We start from the raw sequence: 24231 nt of genomic DNA on the forward strand, positions 1-24231 counted from the left end.
GCGGCATGTAAGCTTAAGTATTTTTGCACTCACAGGACTTCGAGTTTAAGTTTATAGATCACTTTGGTAATATGCCATCATGCAACCTAAACCCCTTATCTGTTTTCCATTGGCTACATCGCGTGTCCATGAAGCCTGTGGTGCCAATGCCTTTAAGTTCGCTGCCATTTCGGGGGCACAAAACCATACGCGTGTGCTTTGGGTCCGCCAGGCGTGGCAGTCCGATATATTACACCCTATTGGGCTTCTACCTTACTATGATCCATCCAAGACATTATTGGCGCAGGTCAAAAATCAGGTGGAAGGGCTTACCGTGATGGAGGAAGCCTTGCGCGATGGCAGTGTATCGTTGGTCATCATTGAGCTGGATCAACCGATTAATCTGACGGTCGGACGACGGCTGCAACTGGCTGCGAAAACCGGGAAAACAACCGGACTGTGTATCATTCCCGAAGGCATGGGCAGCAATGCTGCCGAAACCCGTTGGCAGTGTGATCCTATGTTTGATCCTGAACGAGCGGACTCGACTCTGATGTGCTGGCGCCTTATTAAGAACAAATCAGGAACATTGTGTGATTGGTATGTTCGATGGGACGCGACAAAATCAAACCCGGCGGATCGTATCGTTGTGGTTTCCCCGCCTGGCGAGTGATCGGGTTCAGCGTGCGCGCGCAATAGAGGGACCTTTTGCGTTAACCCTAATGGAGCGCAACGCAAATCGGATTTATTGCCTGAATAAAGCAGCAGAAAAGCAGGGCCTCCACCCAGGCATGCCATTTTCAGATGCCCGTGCCTTTTGCCCAGAGCTGTATAGCATGCCGGCAAACCCAAAAGCGGATCAGGGATTTTTGCTCGCATTACGCCGTTGGGCGACGCGTTATTGCCCATGGGTTGGGCTGGAGGGCGCTGATGGTCTGACCTTGGATATCACGGGATCGGCCCATTTATTTGGCGATGAAACCGCGATGCTTGCAGACATGCATCACCGTCTGAAGCGTGCGGGCATCGCTGTGCGTATCGGGCTTGGTATCAGTCGGGGTTCGGCGTGGGCGTTGGCGCATTATGGCACTACGTCCGCACCAAATGACATGCAGACCGCGTTGGCGGCCCTACCAGTCGCAGCGCTGCGTATTGAGCGTAAAACGGATGTGGCGCTGCAACGGCTTGGCCTGCGCACAATTGGCGATCTAACAGCCACAGAACGCGCGCCGCTTGCACGACGTTTTGGACCGGAACTTTTGCTGCGTTTAGACCAAGCGACTGGGGTGCAATCAGAAGATATCAATCCTCTGAAGGCCCCACCTCATTATGCCGTACGCATGAGTTTCCCCGAACCGATTGGTCTTTGTGCGGATGTGATGGCGGGGGTGGAGCGTCTTTTGGTAAAGCTTTGTGAACAGCTTGCCCTTGACGGAGTCGGAGCGCGGACCTTGCTCTTGTCCCTGCGCCGCGTGGATCGGGATACGCAAGAGGTTGAATTACGGCTGGCCCGTGCCTTGCACGATGCCCCTCGTATTTTGCCCCTGTTTCAACGCGGGATTGATACGGTTGATGCGGGATTTGGAATTGACCAGCTGCGACTGATGGCAATCCAAGTTGAAAAGCAGCCCGTGCAACAGATCAACCATGTTTCAAGCGGCAGTAAGGATCAGTTTGACGATCTGCTCACACGCCTTGGAGCACGGATAGGGCTTGAGAACATTCAGCGCTTCCTGCCCGCTGATAGCCATATACCCGAACGTAGCTTCATCAGTGCCCCTGCGGCATTTTCATCGCCTAACGATGCATGGACACACGCGCAGCCCCGCCCCATTCGCCTGTTCCCCCCTGAACCCATTACTGGGGACGGGCCACAACCGCCCCCGCGCTTTCGGTGGCGTCGCATGACGTTGACGACAGGGCGTGCCACAGGGCCGGAACGCATCGCACCTGAATGGTGGATGGCGGATGAAAATTGGCGCTCTGGCTTACGTGATTACTGGCGGGTCGAAACGCAACAAGGGCGCAGGCTGTGGTTGTTTTACACGCCGCAAAATCCTGGATGGTTTGTTCACGGAGAATTCGCATGACTTATGCCGAGCTTTGTACCACCAGCAATTTCACCTTTCTGTGCGGGGCATCTCACCCCGAAGAACTGGTGATGCGTGCCGCTGATTTGGGCCTTGCCGCGATTGCCATCACGGATCGCAATTCGCTGGCCGGTGTCGTGCGAGCCTATTCCGCGTTGAAGGTTCTGAAGGATGATATTCCCGCAGAAAAGCTGCCGAAGCTGATTGTTGGCTGTCGGATAGTCCTGCGCAATAGCAGCGTTGACTGGGTGGCGCTGCCCACAGATCGTGCAGCTTATCAACGTCTGACACGGCTGTTAACATGTGGTAAACGACGCGCATCAAAAGGAGAATGTCATCTTGACCTGAATGACTTGATGGATCACGCCAAGGGAATGATCTTGATCGCAATACCCAGTGATCTGGATACGGCGCAGCGGGATATACATCCTGTTCAGCGCCGATTTCCCGGGCACGTCTTTATGGGCGCAGCCCCGCAATATGATGGCAGCGATCAGGCCTATTTCACTGCCTGCGCTGATCTGGCTCTGCGCTGCTCAACCCCTATGGTCGCAGTGGGCGATGTGTTGATGCACCACAGTAAGCGCAAGCAATTGGCGGATGTGCTGACCTGTATGCGCCACCATATCACAATTGACCAGATCGGAACCCGTGCGCTCCCAAATGCAGAACGTCGCCTGAAAGGCCATGTCGATATGGCGCGGTTGTTTCGTCATCACCCGGCAGCAATCAGGCGCACGATGGAAATTGCCGTGCGCTGTAGTTTTGAGCTGAGCGAGCTGAGCTATGAATACCCAGATGAGATTGCGGATGGCGAAAGCCCCATGGCACGGCTGGAGCGTCTGGCACGAGAAGGGTTGAAACGCCGTTATCCCGATGGGGCCAGCGTCAAGGTCAAAGCGCTGCTTGAAAAAGAATTGAAACTTGTCGCCAAGCTCGATTTCCCAGCCTACTTCCTGACCGTGCATGACATTGTGCAATATGCACGGTCGCAGGGAATCCTATGTCAGGGGCGCGGATCAGCGGCGAATTCGATCATTTGCTATCTACTGGGTATCACCGATGTCCGTCCTGAAACGATCGCCATGGTGGTGGAACGTTTTGTGTCGGAACATCGGGGCGAGCCACCTGATATTGACGTCGATTTTGAACATGAACGCCGCGAAGAGGTGATTCAGTGGATTTATCACCGTTATGGACGCCATCGCGCCGGGCTTTGCGCGACCGTCATCCATTTCCGTTCTCGTGCCGCCATTAAAGAAGTCGGCAAAGTTATGGGACTATCGCAGGATGTCACCGCCAGGCTTTCAGGTCAGATTTGGGGCATGTCTGATGGTGGCGCAGACCCAGAGCATATTCGCGAGCTGGGCCTTGACATGAATGATCGTCGCCTTGCGCAAACGATCCGCCTAATCGGCGAGATCATCGGGTTTCCGCGACATTTGTCGCAACATGTGGGCGGGTTTATCATCACAAAAGGGCGACTGGATGAATTGTGCCCCATTGAAAACGCCGCGATGGATGACCGTACGCTTATCGAATGGGACAAGGATGACATCGCCGCCCTTGGTATTCTGAAAGTCGATGTGCTTAGCCTTGGGATGCTGACCTGTATCCGAAAAAGCTTCGATCTTCTGACGCAGCATGAGCATCTGAACCTGAGCATCGCAACCGTGCCTCAGGCTGACACAAAAACTTACGATATGCTCTGTGTTGCCGATGCAGTGGGGGTGTTTCAGGTGGAAAGCCGCGCGCAGATGAATTTTTTGCCGCGCATGCAGCCACGCGAATTTTATGATCTGGTGATCGAGGTCGCTATCGTGCGCCCCGGCCCCATTCAGGGCGGCATGGTGCACCCCTATATCAATCGCCGCCAAGGGCGCGAAAACGTCAACTTTCCTTCCGAAGAACTGCGCGGGGTTTTGGGTAAAACCCTTGGCGTGCCTCTGTTTCAGGAACAGGCAATGCAAATTGCCGTCGTTGGCGCGGGCTTCACCCCAGAAGAGGCCGATAAACTACGCCGTTCGCTCGCTACTTTTCGCAAGATGGGCACTATTGGGACCTTTAGGGACCGGTTTATAAATGGCATGTTGGAGCGTGATTACGATCTGGATTTTGCCAATCAATGCTTCAGCCAGATCGAAGGGTTTGGTGAATACGGTTTCCCCGAAAGCCACGCCGCCGCCTTTGCGATGCTTGCCTATGTGTCGGCATGGCTAAAATGCCACCATCCCGCAATCTTCGCCTGTGCGCTGCTTAATTCCCAGCCGATGGGGTTTTATGCCCCCGCCCAAATTGTCCGGGATGCCCGTGAACATCAGATTGAAGTGCGGCCTGTTTGTGTGAACGCCAGTAAATGGGACAATCACCTCGAACGGCGTACTGATGGAGCGCTTGCCATACGCCTTGGCTTTCGCCAGATAAAAGGATTTCGCGAAGAAGATGCCAATTGGATCGCGGCCGCGCGGCGTAATGGCTATCAAGACCCCGAAACCGTCTGGTTGCGGGCTGGTGTTGCCCCTGCGGTGCTGGAGCGGTTGGCTGAAGCCGATGCGTTCATTAGTATGGGTATAACCCGCCGTGACGCGCTTTGGCAGGTGAAAGCCATTCGCAGCCAAACCCCTTTGCCGCTGTTCAATGATCTGGTTGATGGCGAAAGCATTCACGAGCCAGAAGTCACCTTGCCCGCTATGCATCTGGGCGAAGAGGTTGTTGAGGATTATCTCTCTACTCGCCTGACCTTGCGCGCCCACCCCATGGAGCTTTTGCGCCCTACGATCCCCGGTTTGACGCCACATGATCAGTTGCAACACGTGCCACTGGGCCGCACCAGTGTCTGCGGCCTTGTCATCACCCGTCAACGCCCCGGCACCGCATCCGGTGTGATATTTTTGACCCTTGAGGATGAAACCGGGGTGTCAAATATTGTTGTCTGGGCAGAGATATATAAGAAATTCAGGCGCATTGTGATGAGTGGGCGCTTGCTGCATGTGAATGGATATTTGCAACGCGAAGGCATCGTTGTGCATCTGATCGCCCAGTCCATTGAGGACATGTCACATCGCCTGACAGACCTTGGCCACCCGATGGAAGAGGTGATTGGCATCACCCGCCCCGGAACCGATGATGTCCCGCGCGGCCAGCATACGAGTGCCCGCCATCCCCGAGAACAGGCCAAACGGCTTTTCCCCAGTCGCGATTTTCATTGATGTCGCCATGCACCTGACCCTGCATCCTAGAGCAGCCCGCCCCACATGGCAGAGACAGGCGCAGAACATGCGCCCGCTTGCCCTCTTTCAGAGGACGAGCACGTGATCCGGTGTCTATTCCGGATCAGGGCATTCGGCGACCCATCCGGTCGGATCGACCGCAAAGGCGCGGCCTCCACCGCCCGGATAGCGGCCAGCCTGCAACGCGCGCATGTCAGGCACTTTGCCGCTGAAATCAGCATCGACTTCATAGACGCCCGGCTCGAAACCGGTCGGTGCCGCACGACTGTAGACCGTAACGACAAAAGGCTGACGGCCAGGCACGCCCGCCAGCATGACCTTTTCGCGGCCCATCGATGCACCGGGGTATTGTGGGCAACCGAGTGATTGCAGAGTGACACCACGACTGCGCAGGGCACCGGTGACATTGTAATGGCCCTCCGAGCCTGGCTTTTGCCAGTCAAAGCGGATGCCCGCCGCATTGTGCGATACGGCAATGCCCGCAGGCATGGCCGACCCTGACATGGAAGCGGTTCCTTGCGCCGCATCGCCATCGGCTTTGCTCATCGCGATTATGACATCTGCCATCGGCCCCGCCGCCAGGGCCCATCGCCATTTGATCTGGCACTCGGCCCGCGCCCAAGGGGCAGAAGCAGGCTCTCGCTGCACCCGTTCCTGTTCGCACACATCAAGAAAGGCGGTCTCTGTCTGAACCACGGGAAATGCTTTCGTCTGGGCCGCTGCGCACCCGGCGCTCGCGATCAGCACCGCAACCGTAAGTATAGTTTTCATGCGACACCTCCGATCGAAATCTTGGCATTTGTAGAGACGGCCTCGCGCAGATCGCGCTGTAAGGCGTGCGCGCAATCGAGCGTCAGACCACCGCTTAGAACCGTTTCATCGCTACCCGCGCGCGTGCGCAAACTGACGAAGTAGGACCGCTCGATCATGCGCCTGTTCAGTACGCGCGACATCATCGCGAAAGACGACCTGCCATAGATCAGCCCGCCGTCCGGCGTTTGATGAATGCCCAGTGGTGGCTCGTCCGTATTGATCCGGCTTCCCTGCCGAACGTTGAAATCCGCAATCTCGCCAAGCCCCCAGGATTTACCGCCACTGCTGACCGCCTCATCCGCGATCGTGATGGTGGCCGATTGCCGGTATCGCGCCCCGATCGGGAAGGCAAGCAACCCCATGGTAAGTGGCATCAGACCGAAAAACGCGAAAATCCCCAGCGTCTCCACGTTCATCAGAAAGGTCAGACCCACTGCAATCGCGGCCAGCGCAGTAAGCGAAGGCCGTGCTGGGGTTACGCGAAAGACAGTCTCTCCAGCAGATCCAGATCGACGAAAGCGGCTTCTGCCCGAATTGCCCAGCGTGAGAAGCAACCCCAGCAGTCCGAACTTCTTTGCCAGGAAGAATCCTGCCACACCCAGCACCACAAGAAGAATAAGACCCATGCCCATGGCAACACCCCCCATCCTGACTTGAAAGACCGGCACCGCATCGGCGGGCCGATATCTCGGTAGAATACGCTGATCAAACTTTGGTTTCGCCCCCAGTTCAGGGGAGAAAATCAGGTTCGTTGATCAAGGGCGGCCACGCTGCGGGCAATCAGCGCCACGGCTTCTGCTTGCCTGTGCGTATTGGTTTTGGAGAGGATGCGTTTGAGATGCGAGCGAGCGGTAGCAGCCCCAATGCCGCGCTGCTCTGCCACATCGTCAAGAGAGAGACCGCTGGCAAGGTCACGCGCGATCACCGCTTCCGACCGCGTGAAGCCGAAGAGTTCCCGCAAGCCCGTTGTACTGAGTGTGGCCGCTTCCGGGTCACGTACGATGACAAGTGCCAGGGGCTGGGTCTGGGTGCCTATGCCTGAGGGCCGCAATGGTGTCACGATCATCGTCAGGGGCAGACGGCCGTCACGCGGAACCACCATGGCGGCCCCTGGCGGCACAGGGTGTCCCGATGCGGTCGACACGCTCGTCTGTACCATCTGCGCCATGCACTGATCCAGTAAACCATCTTGCAGTCTCAGGCGGCCGTGTGAGACCGCAAGGCCGCTTGCCCCATCCAGCAGAGCCTCACCGCCCGCATTCAGCGACATGATCCGACACCGCACATCCACGGCAAACACACCCGCATCGATCCGCGCGAGCACCTCTTCGGTCACGGCCTGACGTGCCGCCGTGATGGCGAGTTGCTGGCCGAGCCAGATTGCGCGTTGAAGGTGCGGCAGGAGGATCGAGACTTTATGGCGGTCGGTGTCGTCATAGGCACCCGCCCGTTTTGGCCGGTGCACCCCCAGGACGCCGAGAGCACCATTGCCACCCGGAAAAACGGCACCAACCATGTGGTGAATATCAAGTTCGCGCAGCCACTCCTGATAGAAGCCGCTTTTGCGCTGTTCGATCGGCGAGACGAGATCATGATCGGTGACAACGCGCGAGACGCCGAAACTTGCGGCGCGCTCCACCCATAAATCTTGCCTGTGCCAATGCGTCGCCCAGGATTCTTGGCGATCCGAAACGTGCAAATTTACGGTGCTTTCAAGAAGCTGGACGGTGTCGTCTGCGCCATGGAGCTTCAACACGGCACTGGTGGACTCCAGCGATCCCGCCACATCATCGGCCATGCCCGCCCACAAAGCGTTGTCCGCCGCCGCATCGTAAAAGCGACCGATCAAGCCGGAAAGCCGATGATCAAAGGCATGAGACGATGACATGGCGCAAGTTCAGTCTGCCGGTATGCTCACTTCGGAGCGGGTTGCGGATCAACCGAGACATTGGCGCGCAGCCATACGGCCAGTTGATCCAGTGAGTGTATGTCGGTCTCTGAGAGGCCGGTAATGAAGGCGTAGGTGTCCTCGGCATCGGCAGTGATCCGTGTGCCGTTGATCGCAAGAAAGGTATATGTGACAGCGAAAGCTGTGTGTTTGTTGCCATCGACGAAAGGCCGGTTTTGCGCGAGGCTTTCCCACAGCGCCGCCGCCTCTTCGATCAGGTCGCTCAGCGCCTTATCCACCAGAGCTTGCAACTACCGCCCTTCGTCCTGCGTCAGGTCACGCACTGCGGACAGAATTTCCGAATTTACGTGGGTTGCGAATTTCTCTCGGGTTTTGGTCGCTATAGCGCAGCTCCAAATTCTACAATCAAAATATCATGACGGATCATGAAATGTCAAGATTTTGGCTCTCGCGCTGGAACGCGATCAATCCGCGCAGAAACCCGCCTGCCTGACAGGTTCGTATCCCGCCTCATCAAGCAAACAGCGCTGAAAGCGGAACACTCTCAAACTGACTGAAAAAATGGAATTCCGAATTATCCGGCCACGGCTTGCGCACGGATCTGGCCAGCAACAGAGGTCGATGAGCGCCGCGTTCAAAAGCACCTCGGGCGCGCGTCGGCCATGTTGGCCCGGCGATACCAACCTTGCCCGTTCAGGTTCCGGGTGGAAGATCAATCCGAATAAGACCTATCGCGTATACAATGGGTTGCGCACCCATCTCAGCACCAAAACACCGAAACGCCGCGTGAAGACCGCGTCATGCGATCGGGGACAACGTGCCAGCAGCGGTCATGAAATTGCCAGACGTGTCCAACCCGACTGCGTAAGCAAAGCGCGGGAAAACCAGCCCTGATCGGGGATATTTCCGGGAACCCGTCAATGAACTGCAGTTTTCCATATGAAGGAGCGACCAGCAGCGGGCGGATCCGTCGGGATCTGGTCAACTTCCCTGCTTTGACCAACTTCCCTGCTTTGAATCGCGTGGGGGCAGCCTGGATCACAGTAAGCGGTACTCACTTGAACGACTCCGACTTGAGTTCGAACGGAACTTTTTGACGCGTACTGTGTTTTACCAGTCCGACCATATCCGGCTGTATCTCCAATCCTTTAGGTTGCGCGTTGCATCGCCGGTGTTCTTGGACCAATAATTGCAGGCAGGTAATCGCATCGTGAACCATATAGACGCCGTCGCACAGCAAGTGCCCTCCGTACCGACCCTCTTTGACCGGACCCGCGCTCGGACTACGCACTTGGTGTCACCATTGCTGCCCGAGGACATGATGTTGCAATCAATGGAGGATGCGTCTCCTGCAAAATGGCATTTGGCGCATACCACATGGTTCTTCGAAGAGTTCATCCTCAAACCGTTCTTGCCCGATTATACGAGCCCGGACGACCGTTTTGCATTTCTGTTCAACAGCTACTACGTCACCGCAGGACCGCGCCATGCACGCGACCGTCGCGGTCTTGTCAGCAGGCCTGACCACGCAGACGTGAGAGCTTACCGAGAACATGTTGATGGCGCGATGGCAGAGCTTATCGACCTTGAAAGAGACAACACACCGGAAATTTTCGATCTGATCGAATTGGGCTGCCACCATGAGATGCAGCATCAGGAGCTGCTGGTCACAGACCTGCTGCACGGCCTTTCGTTCAATCCGTTGTTGCCCGTCTACCGCGATCCAGAGCCGATGCCAGTGACTGCCGAAGTACCGCTGACATGGTCACACCACGACGGAGGTGTGATCGAAATCGGCCATGACGGAAATGGGTTTGCCTATGATTGTGAAGGCCCTCGGCATAAGGTTTACGTCTATCCCTTTGCCATCGCTGATCGTGCTGTCACCAATCGGGATTGGATCGCGTTTATGGACGACGGTGGATATGGCGATCCGCGGCATTGGTTGATGGAAGGCTATGCTGTTGCCAAGAAGGAAGGCTGGACGCATCCGCTTTACTGGTGGCGGCAGGACGACGAGTGGTGGACGTTCACCTTGCGCGGCCCGCAGCCCGTCGCGTTGGATGCACCCGTAGTCCACGTGAGTTACTACGAGGCCGATGCCTTTGCCCGCTGGGCAGGCGCACGCCTGCCGACCGAAGCGGAGCACGAGCACGCTTTTGCACAGCACCAGATACGCGGCAATTTCCTTGACGAGGGTACCCTGCGCCCGATGCCGGGAACAGGTGTCTGGGGGGATGTCTGGGAATGGACGGCGTCACCATTTACGCCTTATCCCGGCTTTAAGGCACCAGAGGGTGCTTTGGGTGAGTACAACGGCAAGTTCATGGTCAATCAGATGGTGATGCGCGGTGGGTCCTGTGCGACGGCGCAAGAGCAGATGCGGGCAAGCTACCGCACCTTCTTTTATCCGCATCAGCGCTGGCAGATGATGGGGTTACGCCTTGCTGTTGATGGCTGATCAACGGCTAATACGGCGACGCGGTCGGTCTTCGATGCACGGCGACCAGGGTTGATCCACCTTGACGGTTTGACGCAGCGGGTTGATATCCTCGGCTACATTGGAAAAATGATCCTCCGTCGCAAAATACAATCCGCCTTTTATACGCCGAAGCGGTGCGCCAACGCCTTTCACGAGCCGCTCTCCATGCGCAAAATTTTGAAATTTATCGGCATCATCCAAGACAATGCGGGCCGGAATCTTCAGCGGCGACAACTGCCCGGCGACAGACTTGGTATCTGCCGCCTTCCTCGACTAGGCTTGACGTACGACCGCTTCGGCTTCCTGGATCTGGCGCAGGCCTTCTTCGCCAAGGCGGCGATGCTGGACGGCCCGATACAGACGCTGATCGGCGCGGCGATGCGGGCCGGCGCGCTGCGGCGGGCCGAACTGGGTTTGGCCGGCGGGCAGCTCCTGCCGATGATCAAGCATTTCCTGATGTGGCCCGAGTTCCTGCCGGGCGCAAAGGCTGATCTCGACTCCGGTGCCGTCATTGCCGACTGCGTTGACATGTTCCTCGCGCATTACGCCGCGACGGTTCAGGCCGCCTGATCGGCGAACGCCTTCCATAGGTGGGTGGCCACGGGTCCCATCGCCGATCTGCGTTGGCGAAAGACGAAAACCTCGATCTCGAAATTGAGATCGGTATGGGGCAGAACGATATCGCGCAAGCGGTCCTGCGCCAGTTCCTCGGCGATCAGGTGCTGCGGCAGGCGGCCCCAGCCAAGCCCCGCCACCAGCAGTTGCTTCTTCATGTGCAGGTCGCTGACATACCATCGCCTCTGTCCCTTCTGAACGCCAAGCTCGCGGTCGAACAGGCCAGCGGCCTGGCCGCTGTCGCGCGCGATCACCTGGTGGAATCTTCGAAGGTCGGCCAGTGTGCGGGGCGCGTCCATCGCATCGAGCAGCGTTGGTGCGGCGACATTGCGCATCACCGAACCGGCCAGAGGCATGTAGTCGAACCCTTCCTCTTCCAGCATGACCGGGATGGCCGGAGCCAAGGCAAGCGCCGCTTCGCCGGACCGCACGGCCTCGATGGCACCAGACAGGACCTCGGCACGAAGTACGACGCGCGTGTCGGGAAAGCCGACCTGAAGCTTGGCCAGCACGGGCATCATGACATTCGGGTCGGCGGCAGCGTCGATGGCGATGGTAATGGTTTCTTCCTGCCCCTTCTCGAAATGGCGGACCAACTGCGTCAGATCCTCGGCCTCGGAATGTACCCGCAGGGATTGCAGATAGACCCGTCGGCCCACCGGCGTCAGCTCGAGCCGATAGCCCGAGCGGTCGAAGAGCTCGGTGCCGGTTTGAAATTCCAGCGCCTTCAGGGCCTGGCTCACCGCCGGCTGGGTGCGGTTGAGGCTTTCGGCGGCGGATTTGATCGTTCCGCTTTCGACCACGGCCCGCAGCACCTTCAACTGGTCCAGCTTCATCTGCATCCCCACTTCATAAGCATATCTTATATAGATACGCATAAAATATAAATTTCAATCCGTCGTCCCCACCCCTACTTCTGGATCAGCACAAGGAGTTCACAAATGAGACAGGTTATATCGCAACTTGATATCCAGCCCGATAAGGTCGGGCCCTTTACAATCGCCCGCGCCCTGCCCAACAAAGCGGTGCAGTTCGTAGGTCCGATCATGCTCCTCGATCACCTGCCGCCAAAAGACATCGCACCGGGAGTGTTGCCTGACCACGACGGGTCCTTCGCGCATCCACACCGGGGCATCGCCACCTTCACCTACGTCCTCGAAGGCGCACTGACCCATGCCGACAGCACGGGCGGGCATGGCACCATCTCTGATGGCGGGGTGCAGTGGATGAAGGCGGGCAACGGCATCGTCCATGACGAAATGATCTCGACGGATCTGCGCAAACACGGCGGCAGACTGCACAGCTTTCAGTTCTGGATCAACCTACCCGCACGCAATAAGGCAGAGCCAGCCGAATACATGCCCGTTCAGGCCGAAGACCTGCCTGTCGTTCCCCTGCCGGGCGGGCGGGCCCATCTCAAGGTGCTTTTGGGCGGATACGACGGCCACACCTCACCGATCCCAACCTTCGCTGAGGAGTTCATATGGCACGTCCGTGTCGAGCCCATGGGTTCGGCTCGCGTGGCACTGTCCGCCGACCTGCCTGTGGCGGGCTTCCTGCCCACTGACGGCGCGATCGTGAGCGGAACGAAGATCGCCGCACAGCGATCCTTCGTGCTTGGCAATGAAGGGTCGGAGATCGAGATCAACAATCGTAAGGCTCCGGCGTCGGCCGCCTGATATCGGGATCGATCCGATGGTAAGTCCGGCCTTATGTCCGACTTCAATAATCGCCCTCAAATCGAAGTTCTTTCCGCTGCCGATGGTGATCGCCGCCGGTATTGGTCAGATGATGATAAACTGCGCATCGTGGAGGAGAGCTTTATCGGCCACCGACAAGCGGCAGCCACAGCTCGACGGCATGGCATTTTGCCGGTCGCTCCTGACCACTTGGCGGCGGCAGTATCGAAACGGTGAGCTTGGGTCCTTTCGCCCGGTGCCGTTCGCGCCGGTTACCGTGCAAAGGGAGCTACCGCGTCGCAGGCAAGTCCGGTTGATCCCTGTCCGCCTCCGGACTGTCAGGTTGAGATAGCCCTGCCGAATGGGCACCGGCTCATCGTGCCGGTGGGCGTGGAGCCCGAAGCACTTGCACGGCTTCTGGCAGTGTTGGATCGGCAATGATCGCGTTTCCGGCTGGCGTGAAGGTGTGGATTGCGGGCGGCGTCACCGACATGAGGCGGGGCATGAACACCCTGGCGTTGTAGGTGCAAGAAGGGCTCGGCCGCGATCCCCATGCGGGCGAGCTCTTTTGCTTCCGGGGCCGCAAGGGCGATCTGGTCAAGATCCTGTGGCATGATGGCGTGGGTATGTCGCTGTATCTGAAGCGCCTGGAGGCGGGAAAGTTCATTTGGCCGGTGAGCCGGTCCGACGAGGCGGTGCAGATCTCTGCGGCACAACTGGGCTATCTTCTGGAGGGGATCGACTGGCGCAATCCGCGCTGGACGCAACGTCCTGCAAAGGCTGGATAAATTTTTCGTCAAGCCTGTTTTTATTGGCACCCCTCGAACACGGATGATAGACATCCGCCATGTCGAATACCGCTTCCGAGCTTGCGAGATTACGCGCCGCCCTGGCCGCTGCGGAGGCCCGCGCAGAGGTTGCGGAAAGCGAGCTGGCACAGACCCGCGCCGTCGTGTCCTGTTCGGAAGCGATGATCCAGGAACTCAAGCTTGAGATTGCCAAGCTGCGCCGCGACAAATACGGCATCTCGTCGGAACGGCGCGCGCGGTTGATTGATCAACTGGAACTGCAGCTCGAAGAACTGGAAACGGCGGCAACCGAGGATGCCCTGGCCGCAGAACAGGCGGCTGAAAAGGCCAGCAAGGTGCGCGCCTTCACGCGCCGCCACCCTGTGCGCAAGCCGTTCTCTGATCACCTGCCGCGTGAGCGGGTTGTTGTCGAGGCACCTGCCGCCTGCACCTGCTGTGGTTCGGATCGGATCGTGAAGATGGGCGAAGATGTCACTGAGACGCTGGAGGTGATCCCGCGGCAGTGGACGGTGATCCAGACCGTGCGCGAGAAGTTCACCTGCCGGGCCTGCGAGAAGATCAGCCAGCCACCGGCCCCGTTCCATCCGATCCCGCGCGGATGGGCCGAGCCCAGCCCGATCGCCATGCTGGTCTTCGAGAAATATGGCCAGCACCAGCCGTTGAACCGGCAGGCCGAACGCTTCGCCCGTGAAGGCGTCGAATTGAGCCTGTCGACCCTGGCGGACCTGGTCGGGCATGCCACAGTCGCGTTGCAGCCCATCCATGCCCTGATCGAGAACCATTTGCTTGCCGCGCACCGCCTGCATGGCGACGACACGACCGTGCCGCTCCTGGCGCGGGGCGGTGCAAAAAAGGCCCGTCTCTGGACCTATGTGCGCGATGACCAGCCCTGGAATGGTGGCGTGCCACCGGCCGCGTTCTTTCGCTTCTCCCGTGATCGCGCGGCAACCAATGCCAATCAGCATCTCGCCGGATGGCAAGGCGTGCTGCAGGCCGGCGCCCATGGCGGATACAACGATCTTTACCGCGCTGACCGTGATGCGGGCCCCGTGACCAGCGCGCTGTGCTGGTCACATGCGCGCCGGAAGTTCTGAGAACTTGCGGATGTAGCCGGGAATGTCCGCAAGGGCAAACCGGCCGATCAGATCTCGCCGACCGCGCTGGAAGCGAGGAAACGGATCGACGCCATCTTCGCTATAGAGCGCGAGATCAATGGGCTGGATGCCCATGCCCGGCTTGCCGCCCGTCAGGAACTCTCCCGTCCCCTGGCCGATAATCTCCATGACTGGCTGCAGGAAGAGCGCGCTAATTTGTCCAGGCACAACAAGGTGGCCAAGCCCTCTACAGATCTGACAGATGTTGGGTACTTTCTCAAAAGCTCTGCGCAGAGAGACCCCAAATGGCGAAATCCTGGTTGTTGCACCCGGACGATAAAGCTTCTTCCCGTATACCCGCCACTTCGGGTTGGTCCAGATACATGTACTTTGGACGTCGATCCACTTTCGGCGAGCATCTTGCTTGCCGCCCTCTGGATATTGATCGCTTGGTGCACGCCAATCGCCTCGATCTGAACCTCGATCCAATCAAGAACAGCGTGACATCGATACCGGTTGAGGTCGATATCTGGCTTCAGGATCAGTCGGTCGTTCAAGATGGGTTATGGGTCATCGCCATTGGCGCGCATGTAAGCGCTTGAGGTGTAATGAAGGCTCGGTGGATCCAGCAGGATGGGCCAGCTTGGCTTCTCGTTGAACAACAGCGGAATTTCAAATCTCTCCAAGTTGATACCCTCAAGTCCACACACCCAAACTTCGCGCTGACATGTCATTCAGCGATCAGCAGAGACGAAACAACATTTGCCAGGAATTTCAAGTAAATATCGAAGCAAAAAGCGATTAATATCCACGTAGTTTCCCCGAGTGAATTTAACGTTTTTTACAGTTCACCCCCCTAAAAAGAAGTGTGGAGTTGTTCGAATTATGCTCAGTGGACCTGTCGCGGTTTGGTGCCGCTCCTTTGATAGCATTTACTGCAACAAAGGAGACTGACTATGGGACTGAAACGGAGGGACGAATTCCGCCAAGATGCAGTGCGGATCGCGCTGACAAGTGGGCTTACGCGCACGCAGATGGCTGACGATCTGGGTATTGGAATGTCGACGCTGAACAAGTGGATCACGGTGCATCGAGACACAGATTTGGTTTCGAAAGAGGATTTAGAGCTCGTCAAAGAGAATGATCGACTTCGACGTGAAGTCCGGCTTCTCAAGGAGGAGAGGGAGACCTTAAAAAAAGCCACCCAGTTCTTTGCGGGCCTAAAGCAATGAGATTTAGGTTCATTGAAGAACACAGGGAACATTTCCCGGCCAACCGTCCATGCAGTGTCGTTGGTGTCAGCACACGTAGATTACGTGTTTTCCGCAGCCGCCCGGCCAGCCGCAGACAGCGGTCTGATTTGGTCGCGCTGGCCCACATCAAAGAACAGTCGCGTCTCAGCCTCAGCAGTCATGGTCGGCCTCGGATGACTGAGGAACTGAAGGAGATCGGTTTAGATGTTGGGCACCGTCGGGTTGGCCGCCTCATGCGCCAGAACGGCATATCCGTGGTGCGAACGCGCAAACACAAGGTCACGACGGATAGCGACCACAAGTTCGATATCGCGCCGAACTTTCTGGATCGGGACTTCGCAGCTAAACAACCTAACCAGAAATGGGCAGGCGATATCAGCTATGTATGGACGCGCGAGGGTTGGTTGTATCTGGCTGTGATACTGGACCTGCATTCACGGCGGCTCATCGGCTGGGCGGTGAGCAATCGCATGAAACGTGACCTCGCGATCCGAGCGTTGAAGATGGCCATCGCGTTCCGGCAACCGCCCAGGGGCTACATCCATCTCACGGATCGCGGGTCGCAATATTGTTCTCACGACTATCAGAAAATCCTGCGCCAGCATGGGTTCGAGGTGTCGATGTCTGGGAAGGGAAATTGTTACGACAACACTGCTGTCGAGACGTTCTTCAAGACAATCAAAGCTGAACTGATCTGGCGGCGGTCATGGGAAACGCGACGGCAGGCAGAGTTGGCGATCTTCGAATATATAAATGGGTTCTACAATCCGCGAAGACGCCATGCAGCATTAGGTTGGAAAAGCCCGGTCGCCTTCGAACGGAAGGTGGCCTAAACGTGCACTTGGGGCGGCACAAAAGCGGGACAGGTCCAATCCACTCATCTTCAAGATCATCTCCTGCTGGCGAAGGAAAACCGGCGCTTACTGGTGTGCTGACAATTCGAACAGATTGGGATGGTATGTGGACGGGTTCATCAACTGGGTAAACTGGCATGGGAATCCTAAATGTTCTTTATTTGTTCTAAATCCACTAATCACCTGCCCGATGTCAAGTTTGGTTAATGGTGTTCCGGACAAAGGCGAAGTCAGACGACACTGCATTTGTGCGCTCAACTCCCTCAATCGAAGGCCGACTTGCAAGAGCACGGCACGGTATCGCGCCCTCAAAGAGGTATGCCAGGACTGAGCAGGCTCCGATTACGTGGCCTATGCGGGGCGAATGACGAATTCCTCCTCGCCGCTACCGCCCAGAACCACGGCAAACCGACCAATATCCTTTCCGCACGGCAGCAACCGCGAAAAACCCTACAAGAAAGGCGCTCGTGCCCAACTCAAGCGACAGAATTCTGCGTCCGCGAACAGGTCTTTTCCACGAAATTGACGGAAACCGGACTTCGCTGCAAAAGTAAGATTGAAGCCTCTCAACCTTCTAGAAGACCTTCGGGCCACGAAGTTACTCTTAAGTTGGACGCCCATTGCACTAATAATTCGCCAGAGGCCAGGTAATTAAATTGTTCACATTCTTCCAAGCAAAAAGCGCAGGCCGTAGCCTGCGCTTCAATGTGGTGCAATCGAATGCTTGTTAACGGCTCGACCGCGAATTTTGAACAGGAGTAATATTTTGGATTTTGTCCGAGTTGTCAAACACACTTTTAGATTGTGCACCCCTGCTCCAAGTGTATAATATCCTCATTTTTGTGGGGATGCGCCTATGCGCTTGGGTCTTGATATTGGAACGAATTCCATTGGCTGGTGGCTTTATAGCATGAATCGAGGCCAGATTCCCGAGGTGGTGGACGGTGGCGTGCGCATTTTCTCGGACGGGCGGGACCCAAAGTCCAAGGCGTCATTGGCAGTGGATCGCAGGGCTGCACGAGCGCAACGGCGGCGGCGTGACAGGTATCTGCGGCGTAAGGCGGCGTTGATGAAGCGTATGGCGCAGGTGGGGCTGATGCCTGCTGACCCCGTCGAGGCCAAGGCGCTTGAAGCGTTGGACCCTTACGAATTGCGGGCAAGGGGTTTAGACGGACCGCTACCGCTTACACATCTCGGTCGTGCGCTGTTTCACCTCAACCAGCGGCGGGGGTTCAAGTCCAACCGCAAGACGGACCGAGGCGACAACGAAAGCGGCAAGATCAAGGATGCAACTGCGCGATTGGATCACGCAATGATGGCCAAGGGTGCGCGCACCTATGGGGAATTCCTACATATGCGACGTGCTGCTGCCCCTGACCCCAGGCGTGTGCCGAGCGTGCGCACGCGGCTGACCGTGGCGCGACGCGACAACGCGGACAAGGAAGAGGCAGGATATGATTTCTATCCTGACCGAAAACACTTGTCTGAGGAGTTTGGCAAACTGTGGGCGACGCAGGCCCATTACGCACCAGATGTCCTGACCGACGATCTGCGCGACGAAATTGCAACGATCATCTTTCACCAACGCCCTTTGGAGAGGCCGGAAGTCGGGCTGTGTCTGTTTACTGGGCAACATGACGTTCCTGAGCGCGACAAACGCATTCCCAGTGCCCACCCGCTGAACCAGCGACGGATCCTGATAGAAACGGTCAATAATCTGAAGGTTGCAGCACGGGGAGAGCCGTCGCGCCTGCTAACGCGCGAGGAGCGGGACCAGATCGTGCATGCCTTGGACAACAAGAAACAAACGAAATCCCTCTCTGGTATGACGATGAAGTTGAAGGCGCTCGCTAAGGTGATCAAGCTGCGGCCTGAGCAAAGCTTCACGCTGGAAACGGCCAACCGTGATGCGATTGCCTGCGATCCAGTACGCGCCAGCCTATCCCATCCAGACAGGTTCGGCGCGCGGTGGTCGACGCTGGAAAGCGCAGGTCAGTGGGATGTGGTGCAGCGCATTCGCGCCGTGCAGAGTGATGCCGAGCACGCAGATCTGGTTCGCTGGCTCATGGATGTGCATAGGCTGGATCGAACCCATGCAGAGGAGACCGCGAAGGCACCGTTGCCCGACGGCTACGGGCGGTTGGGCCTGACGGCGACCACGCGGATTTTGGAGGCACTTGAGTCGGATGTCTTGACCTACGGTACCGCAGTTGCTGCCTGCGGATGGCATCATTCGGATGGCCGTACAGGAGAAGCGTTGGAAAACCTGCCATACTACGCCGAAATCCTTGAACGCCACGTCATCCCCGGAACGGGGGATCCAAATGATGATGACGTGAAGCGATATGGCCGTATCACCAATCCCACAGTGCATATCGGGTTGAACCAGCTGCGCCGCTTGGTGAACCGGATCATCGAGGTGTATGGCAGGCCGGACGAGATCGTCGTGGAACTGGCCCGTGACCTGAAGCTGTCCGAGGATCAGAAAAAAGACGTCCAGCGCGACATCAAGAAGAACACCGAAGCGGCGATTGCGCGAGGCAAGAAGCTGGAAGAACTGGGCGTTCCGAATACGGGCACGAACCGAATGAAGCTTCGAATTTGGGAAGACCTTGGCCCCGCGATTGGCCCGAGACGTTGCCCATACACAGGACAGCCGATCTCTGTTTCCATGATTTTCACACCCGAAGTAGACGTCGATCACATACTTCCATTCTCCCGCACCTTGGACGATGGGTTCGCCAATCGCACGCTCTGTTTGAAAGAGGCCAACCGACAGAAAACCAACAAGACACCGTGGGAGGCATGGGGCGGGACTGACCAATGGGAGACGATTGCCGCCAACCTCAAGAACTTGCCCGTCAACAAGGCCTGGCGCTTCGCGCCCGATGCGATGGAGCAGTTCGAAGGGGAAAATGATTTCAGTGCACGCGCCTTGAAAGATACGCAATATCTGTCTCGGATCGCGCGGGCTTATTTGGATGCGCTATATGACGGAGGCGATGGCAAAAGCCATGTCTGGGTCGTGCCGGGTCGTCTGACAGAGACGTTGCGTCGACATTGGGGGCTCAATGGATTGACGGTATTGACCGATAGCGACGCACAAACCGTTAAGGCCAAAAACCGCACCGACCACCGCCACCACGCGATTGACGCCGCCGTTGTAGCCGCCACGGACCGTGGTCTGATTAAGAGGGTTGCCGACATGGCACGACGGGACGAACTGAACGGCGCTGAGGAGGTCGCACGCTCGGTTCCACCACCATGGGAGGGCTTTCGCGACGACGTCAGCGCGCAGGTCGCGCAGATCATCGTTAGCCACCGCGCCGATCATGGACGCATCGACCCGACCGCGCGCAAATCCGGGCGTGACAGCACATCTGGCCAACTGCACAACGACACCGCCTATGGAATTGGACAGAACGGCACCGTCGTTAGCCGTAAGCCCCTAGCGTCGCTTAGCCCGAACGATGTTGCCGTCACCAAACGGGGAGCAAATCTCCGTGATGTTGACCTGCAAAGACACCTCGCGCGCGTGACCCGTGGGCTGGACGGCAAGGCGTTCGAGGCCGCACTGCTGGCCTTTGCCGCCTCGCCAATTTTGCCGGATAACACCGATAATCCCTATTTCGGCCTGCGCCGTGTCAGGCTTGAAGAAACCTTGCAGGAAAGCGCGCGTGTCGAAGTCGCGAACCAAGAGGGGCGGCCCTACAAGGCGTACAAGGGCGACAGCAATCATTGCTATGAAATCTGGTGCTTGCCCGATGGCAAGATCAAGCCACAGGTCGTGACAACCTACGAGGCACACCAGTCCGGTGCCGAAAAGAAACCTCATCCGGCGGCGAAGCGGCTAATGCGCATCTTCAAGCGTGACATGGTGATGCTTGAGCGGGATGGTGAGACCATTATTGGCTATGTGCGGAAAATGAAGCAGAACGGGAGCATTTTCGTTGCGCCTCATACCGAAGCAAACGCCGATGCGAGAGACAGAGACCCCAAAGATGATTTCAAACTCATTCAGTTGGGGGCGGGCTCCCTCCTCAAAGCTAAAGCACGCAGAGTCATCGTGGATGAAATGGGCCGCCTGCGCGATCCTGGGCCGCCTTTATAGACGCCTGAATTTGGCGAAATGGTAGGGCGGCAGTATAATCAATGCGTTAGCGATTCGCGTGCGGGGGGGGGTTAAGGGGTAACGTGTGGACCAGATCATTGATATCGCGACTGACGGGCGACACCTGTCGCGCGACCGTGGATTCCTGAAGGTTTCCGAGAACGGGACAGAGATCGGCCGCACGCAATTGGATCAGATCGCGGCCGTGATTGTGCACGCACACGGAACAACTTGGTCGACGTCGCTATTGACGGAACTGGCCGACCGTGGGGCACCAGTCGTCTTGTGTGCTGCCAACCATGCTCCAAAATCCGTTTTACTGCCGCTAGAAGGGCATCATTGGCAGGGTGCCCGAATGCGCGCCCAGTGGCAGGCGAAAGCGCCACTTGTCAAACAGGCTTGGAAGCAGGTGGTTGCCGCAAAGGTCGCCATGCAAGCCGCCGCGCTCGATGCAGTTGGCGAAAAATCTGCAGCGTTGTCGATGATGATCCGTAAGATCACGTCGGGCGACAGCACCAACATTGAAGCCCAAGCCGCGCGCTATTACTGGCCGCGTATGATGGGGCCGGACTTTCGCCGCGATGCTGGGCACGGGGATGAAAACGCGCTTCTAAACTACGGCTACACGGTCTTGCGCGCGGCCACGGCGCGGGCTGTTGTTTCCGCTGGTTTACATCCAACGATCGGGTTGTTTCATGCCAACCGTGGTAACGCCTTCGCGCTGGCTGACGACCTAATGGAGCCGTTCCGCCCGCTTGTCGATTGCTCCGTCAGAACGCTCGTCGCCCGCTCCGGTGTTCAGGTCGACACCAACGCCAAGCAAACCCTTGCACGCCTGATCGCGACCGACCTGCCCTTAGGCGATGGCGTGACACCGGTATCGGTGGCTCTCATCAAACTGGCCACGTCGCTGGGGCAAAGTTTCGAGGCCGGCAAACTTGCCCTTGCCCTGCCGCACCCGCCCGATGCGTTGACGCTCGCGGGGCTAGGCGCATGACCCATACTGGTACCTATTTGTCAGGATACAGATTGATGTGGATACTTGTAATGTTCGATTTGCCGACTGATACCAAGCCCCAACGCAAGGCTGCGACGGCATTCCGCAACTTTTTGTTGGACGAGGGTTTTGAGCGGAGCCAGTTTTCCGTCTATACGCGGTTCGTTAATGGCAAGGAAGCCTTTGCAACACGGGTCAACCGGATCGAGCGGCATTTGCCCGATGCGGGGGACGTCCAGATCTTGAACTTCACCGACCGCCAATATCGTGATATTATTCAATTCTCGGATCAGGGCCGCAAGCGCGACCGTAAGAATCCGGAGCAACTAGTGATGTTCTGATGCGATTCGCTGTGGAAACTACGAACATAGTCCCGCTAATCTTTATGTATAACAAAGGCTTAGCGGGGGATCTATTGTAGCTGTTCAAAATTCGCGGTCCAGCCGCAACGCACGCACGAGGTTCGGCTTGCCCGCCCACATTGTAGCTGTTCAAAATTCGCGGTCCAGCCGCAACGACTTCCGCGCCATCGAAATCTACGGCAGCATTGTAGCTGTTCAAAATTCGCGGTCCAGCCGCAACAAAAAAGGCACTCTTGCAGAGGTTGAATTATTGTAGCTGTTCAAAATTCGCGGTCCAGCCGCAACAGATGTGCAGGCTGGACGTGTTATTTTCTCATTGTAGCTGTTCAAAATTCGCGGTCCAGCCGCAACCCCCCATGCGGTCCAGCTCGCGCCCGCCTTATTGTAGCTGTTCAAAATTCGCGGTCCAGCCGCAACTGTGACGTCCAGACGGCCCGCAAGACTCCGATTGTAGCTGTTCAAAATTCGCGGTCCAGCCGCAACCCACCACCCATCTTTCGCATAATGCGGCTATTGTAGCTGTTCAAAATTCGCGGTCCAGCCGCAACGTCGCATAGTCACAGCGCCTGGCAGGTACAATTGTAGCTGTTCAAAATTCGCGGTCCAGCCGCAACATGCGGGATTAGCCTCGGCGCATGGCTAGGATTGTAGCTGTTCAAAATTCGCGGTCCAGCCGCAACCCGCCGGTTGTATCGGTTGCAGGTGACTTGATTGTAGCTGTTCAAAATTCGCGGTCCAGCCGCAACATATAGCCGTACACCCCGTTGCGCTCTTTAATTGTAGCTGTTCAAAATTCGCGGTCCAGCCGCAACAGGTTGATGCCGCCTTTGATGAGGATCGTCATTGTAGCTGTTCAAAATTCGCGGTCCAGCCGCAACGTTGTTGCGACCGTGGAGCTACCTACGCCGATTGTAGCTGTTCAAAATTCGCGGTCCAGCCGCAACTGGTTCTGTTCACGTCACAACCGCGATATGATTGTAGCTGTTCAAAATTCGCGGTCCAGCCGCAACCCACACCGCCGCCATCCTATCAGCCCTCGGATTGTAGCTGTTCAAAATTCGCGGTCCAGCCGCAACCTGGCGTTGTATAGGCTGAGACACGGTTGAATTGTAGCTGTTCAAAATTCGCGGTCCAGCCGCAACGCAAGTACTATTCTGGCGTGTGGAAGAAGAATTGTAGCTGTTCAAAATTCGCGGTCCAGCCGCAACTTGACCTCTGACAATCTGAACTTGGCCGACATTGTAGCTGTTCAAAATTCGCGGTCCAGCCGCAACTGGGCGGTACGCTGGAACAGTTGGGCGGTGATTGTAGCTGTTCAAAATTCGCGGTCCAGCCGCAACTTAGAACGCAAGGTAGCCTCCCACGCATTATTGTAGCTGTTCAAAATTCGCGGTCCAGCCGCAACTCCAAACCGCGCCGGCACTCGACGACAATTATTGTAGCTGTTCAAAATTCGCGGTCCAGCCGCAACTGCGGATGACCCGCCCCGAAACGCCGCGATATTGTAGCTGTTCAAAATTCGCGGTCCAGCCGCAACCCTGCGCTTTATCGCAGCAATGCCAGCAGAATTGTAGCTGTTCAAAATTCGCGGTCCAGCCGCAACCGCCGCCGCGCCGGTCAGATAAGTACAATCATTGTAGCTGTTCAAAATTCGCGGTCCAGCCGCAACTAGTCTATCATCCACGCCGATCACGTCTGCATTGTAGCTGTTCAAAATTCGCGGTCCAGCCGCAACGACCGTCTCGATCTTCCCGACGCCGACCTCATTGTAGCTGTTCAAAATTCGCGGTCCAGCCGCAACAGAGGCCACGTTGACTGTCTGACGTCAGCGCTTATGGGTCCAAATAGCGTTATTTGATAAGAGAGTGTTGTTGGCTCATCATAACCACTGAGGAGTGGCCGATGAGACAGACAACTGGAACACGCAAAAGCCCTGGCGAGAAGATCGTCAAAG

The 24231-nt window shown here is 57.2% G+C and carries 18 protein-coding genes, 1 pseudogene and 1 CRISPR repeat array; of the genes and pseudogenes, 14 read left to right on the forward strand and 5 right to left on the reverse strand.

Features of this window, described 5'->3' with window-relative positions; translation table 11 throughout:
- Window positions 1–277: 277 nt before the first annotated feature.
- The 3 genes from AC13DE_RS16610 to AC13DE_RS16620 are packed head-to-tail and all read left to right on the forward strand — an operon-like array spanning window position 278 to window position 5278.
- Window positions 278–652, forward strand: coding sequence for a hypothetical protein (locus AC13DE_RS16610; protein WP_483048459.1), 375 nt, complete (start codon window positions 278–280; stop codon window positions 650–652).
- Window positions 582–2069: a Y-family DNA polymerase gene (locus AC13DE_RS16615; protein WP_483048476.1), complete on the forward strand. Its 1488-nt coding sequence runs from the start codon at window positions 582–584 to the stop codon at window positions 2067–2069. The genes AC13DE_RS16610 and AC13DE_RS16615 overlap by 71 nt, the downstream gene beginning before the upstream one ends.
- Entirely contained in the window at window positions 2066–5278 is a 3213-nt protein-coding gene (locus AC13DE_RS16620; protein ID WP_483048460.1) for an error-prone DNA polymerase, read from the forward strand. The genes AC13DE_RS16615 and AC13DE_RS16620 overlap by 4 nt, the downstream gene beginning before the upstream one ends.
- A 114-nt stretch (window positions 5279–5392) precedes the next feature.
- On the opposite strand, the gene AC13DE_RS16625 is transcribed toward AC13DE_RS16620, so the two are convergent.
- From AC13DE_RS16625 to AC13DE_RS16640, 4 genes are all read right to left on the reverse strand, one after another.
- Window positions 5393–6070: a hypothetical protein gene (locus AC13DE_RS16625; protein WP_483048461.1), complete on the reverse strand. Its 678-nt coding sequence runs from the start codon at window positions 6068–6070 to the stop codon at window positions 5393–5395.
- Entirely contained in the window at window positions 6067–6744 is a 678-nt protein-coding gene (locus tag AC13DE_RS16630; RefSeq protein WP_483048462.1) for a hypothetical protein, read from the reverse strand. Before AC13DE_RS16630 ends, AC13DE_RS16625 begins: the two co-directional genes overlap by 4 nt.
- A 110-nt stretch (window positions 6745–6854) precedes the next feature.
- Entirely contained in the window at window positions 6855–8000 is a 1146-nt protein-coding gene (locus AC13DE_RS16635; protein WP_483048463.1) for a helix-turn-helix transcriptional regulator, read from the reverse strand.
- 26 nt (window positions 8001–8026) lie between these two features.
- Complete coding sequence (locus AC13DE_RS16640) at window positions 8027–8311, reverse strand: type II toxin-antitoxin system death-on-curing family toxin (protein ID WP_483048464.1); 285 nt, start codon at window positions 8309–8311, stop codon at window positions 8027–8029.
- A gap of 920 nt (window positions 8312–9231) precedes the next feature.
- Here AC13DE_RS16640 and egtB point away from each other — a divergent pair.
- Together egtB and AC13DE_RS16650 are read left to right on the forward strand one after the other, a co-directional pair.
- Window positions 9232–10482, forward strand: coding sequence for an ergothioneine biosynthesis protein EgtB (gene egtB / locus AC13DE_RS16645; protein ID WP_483048465.1), 1251 nt, complete (start codon window positions 9232–9234; stop codon window positions 10480–10482).
- 51 nt (window positions 10483–10533) lie between these two features.
- A complete protein-coding gene (locus AC13DE_RS16650; protein WP_483048466.1) occupies window positions 10534–11073 on the forward strand; it encodes a TetR/AcrR family transcriptional regulator C-terminal domain-containing protein in 540 nt (179 codons plus the stop codon).
- Here AC13DE_RS16650 and AC13DE_RS16655 read toward each other — a convergent pair.
- Complete coding sequence (locus AC13DE_RS16655; protein WP_483048467.1) at window positions 11061–11960, reverse strand: LysR family transcriptional regulator; 900 nt, start codon at window positions 11958–11960, stop codon at window positions 11061–11063. The genes AC13DE_RS16650 and AC13DE_RS16655 overlap by 13 nt on opposite strands.
- A 99-nt stretch (window positions 11961–12059) precedes the next feature.
- On the opposite strand from AC13DE_RS16655, the gene AC13DE_RS16660 reads away from it, so the two are divergent.
- From AC13DE_RS16660 to cas2, 9 genes and pseudogenes are all read left to right on the forward strand, one after another.
- Complete coding sequence (locus AC13DE_RS16660; protein ID WP_483048468.1) at window positions 12060–12797, forward strand: pirin family protein; 738 nt, start codon at window positions 12060–12062, stop codon at window positions 12795–12797.
- A gap of 33 nt (window positions 12798–12830) precedes the next feature.
- Window positions 12831–13034 (forward strand): transposase, encoded by a 204-nt coding sequence (locus AC13DE_RS16665; protein WP_483048469.1) that lies wholly within the window; start codon window positions 12831–12833, stop codon window positions 13032–13034.
- A gap of 287 nt (window positions 13035–13321) precedes the next feature.
- A complete protein-coding gene (tnpB, locus tag AC13DE_RS16670; RefSeq protein ID WP_483048470.1) occupies window positions 13322–13585 on the forward strand; it encodes an IS66 family insertion sequence element accessory protein TnpB in 264 nt (87 codons plus the stop codon).
- Window positions 13586–13644: 59 nt separating this feature from the next.
- Window positions 13645–14943 (forward strand): annotated as a pseudogene (gene tnpC / locus AC13DE_RS16675) (IS66 family transposase); the annotation flags it as partial.
- A gap of 62 nt (window positions 14944–15005) precedes the next feature.
- Window positions 15006–15302: a hypothetical protein gene (locus AC13DE_RS16680; protein WP_483048477.1), complete on the forward strand. Its 297-nt coding sequence runs from the start codon at window positions 15006–15008 to the stop codon at window positions 15300–15302.
- Window positions 15303–15656: 354 nt separating this feature from the next.
- Window positions 15657–16786, forward strand: a protein-coding gene (locus AC13DE_RS16685) for an IS3 family transposase (RefSeq protein ID WP_483048471.1) whose coding sequence is annotated in 2 segments (ribosomal slippage) — window positions 15657–15888 and window positions 15888–16786 — 1131 coding nt in all. Because the reading frame shifts where the segments join, the coding sequence is not laid out codon by codon here.
- 877 nt (window positions 16787–17663) lie between these two features.
- Window positions 17664–20918: a type II CRISPR RNA-guided endonuclease Cas9 gene (cas9, locus tag AC13DE_RS16690; protein WP_483048472.1), complete on the forward strand. Its 3255-nt coding sequence runs from the start codon at window positions 17664–17666 to the stop codon at window positions 20916–20918.
- Window positions 20919–21003: 85 nt separating this feature from the next.
- On the forward strand, window positions 21004–21915 hold the full coding sequence (cas1, locus tag AC13DE_RS16695) for a type II CRISPR-associated endonuclease Cas1 (protein ID WP_483048473.1): 912 nt from the start codon (window positions 21004–21006) through the stop codon (window positions 21913–21915).
- The gene (gene cas2 / locus AC13DE_RS16700; protein ID WP_483048474.1) at window positions 21912–22256 is read left to right on the forward strand and encodes a CRISPR-associated endonuclease Cas2; all 345 of its coding nucleotides are present in this window, start codon (window positions 21912–21914) and stop codon (window positions 22254–22256) included. Before cas1 ends, cas2 begins: the two co-directional genes overlap by 4 nt.
- Window positions 22257–22329: 73 nt before the next feature.
- Window positions 22330–24078: direct repeats of the CRISPR family, unit length 36 nt; unit sequence ATTGTAGCTGTTCAAAATTCGCGGTCCAGCCGCAAC.
- Window positions 24079–24231: the final 153 nt, after the last annotated feature.

The sequence above is a fragment of the Sulfitobacter sp. L-8 genome (assembly GCF_056859255.1).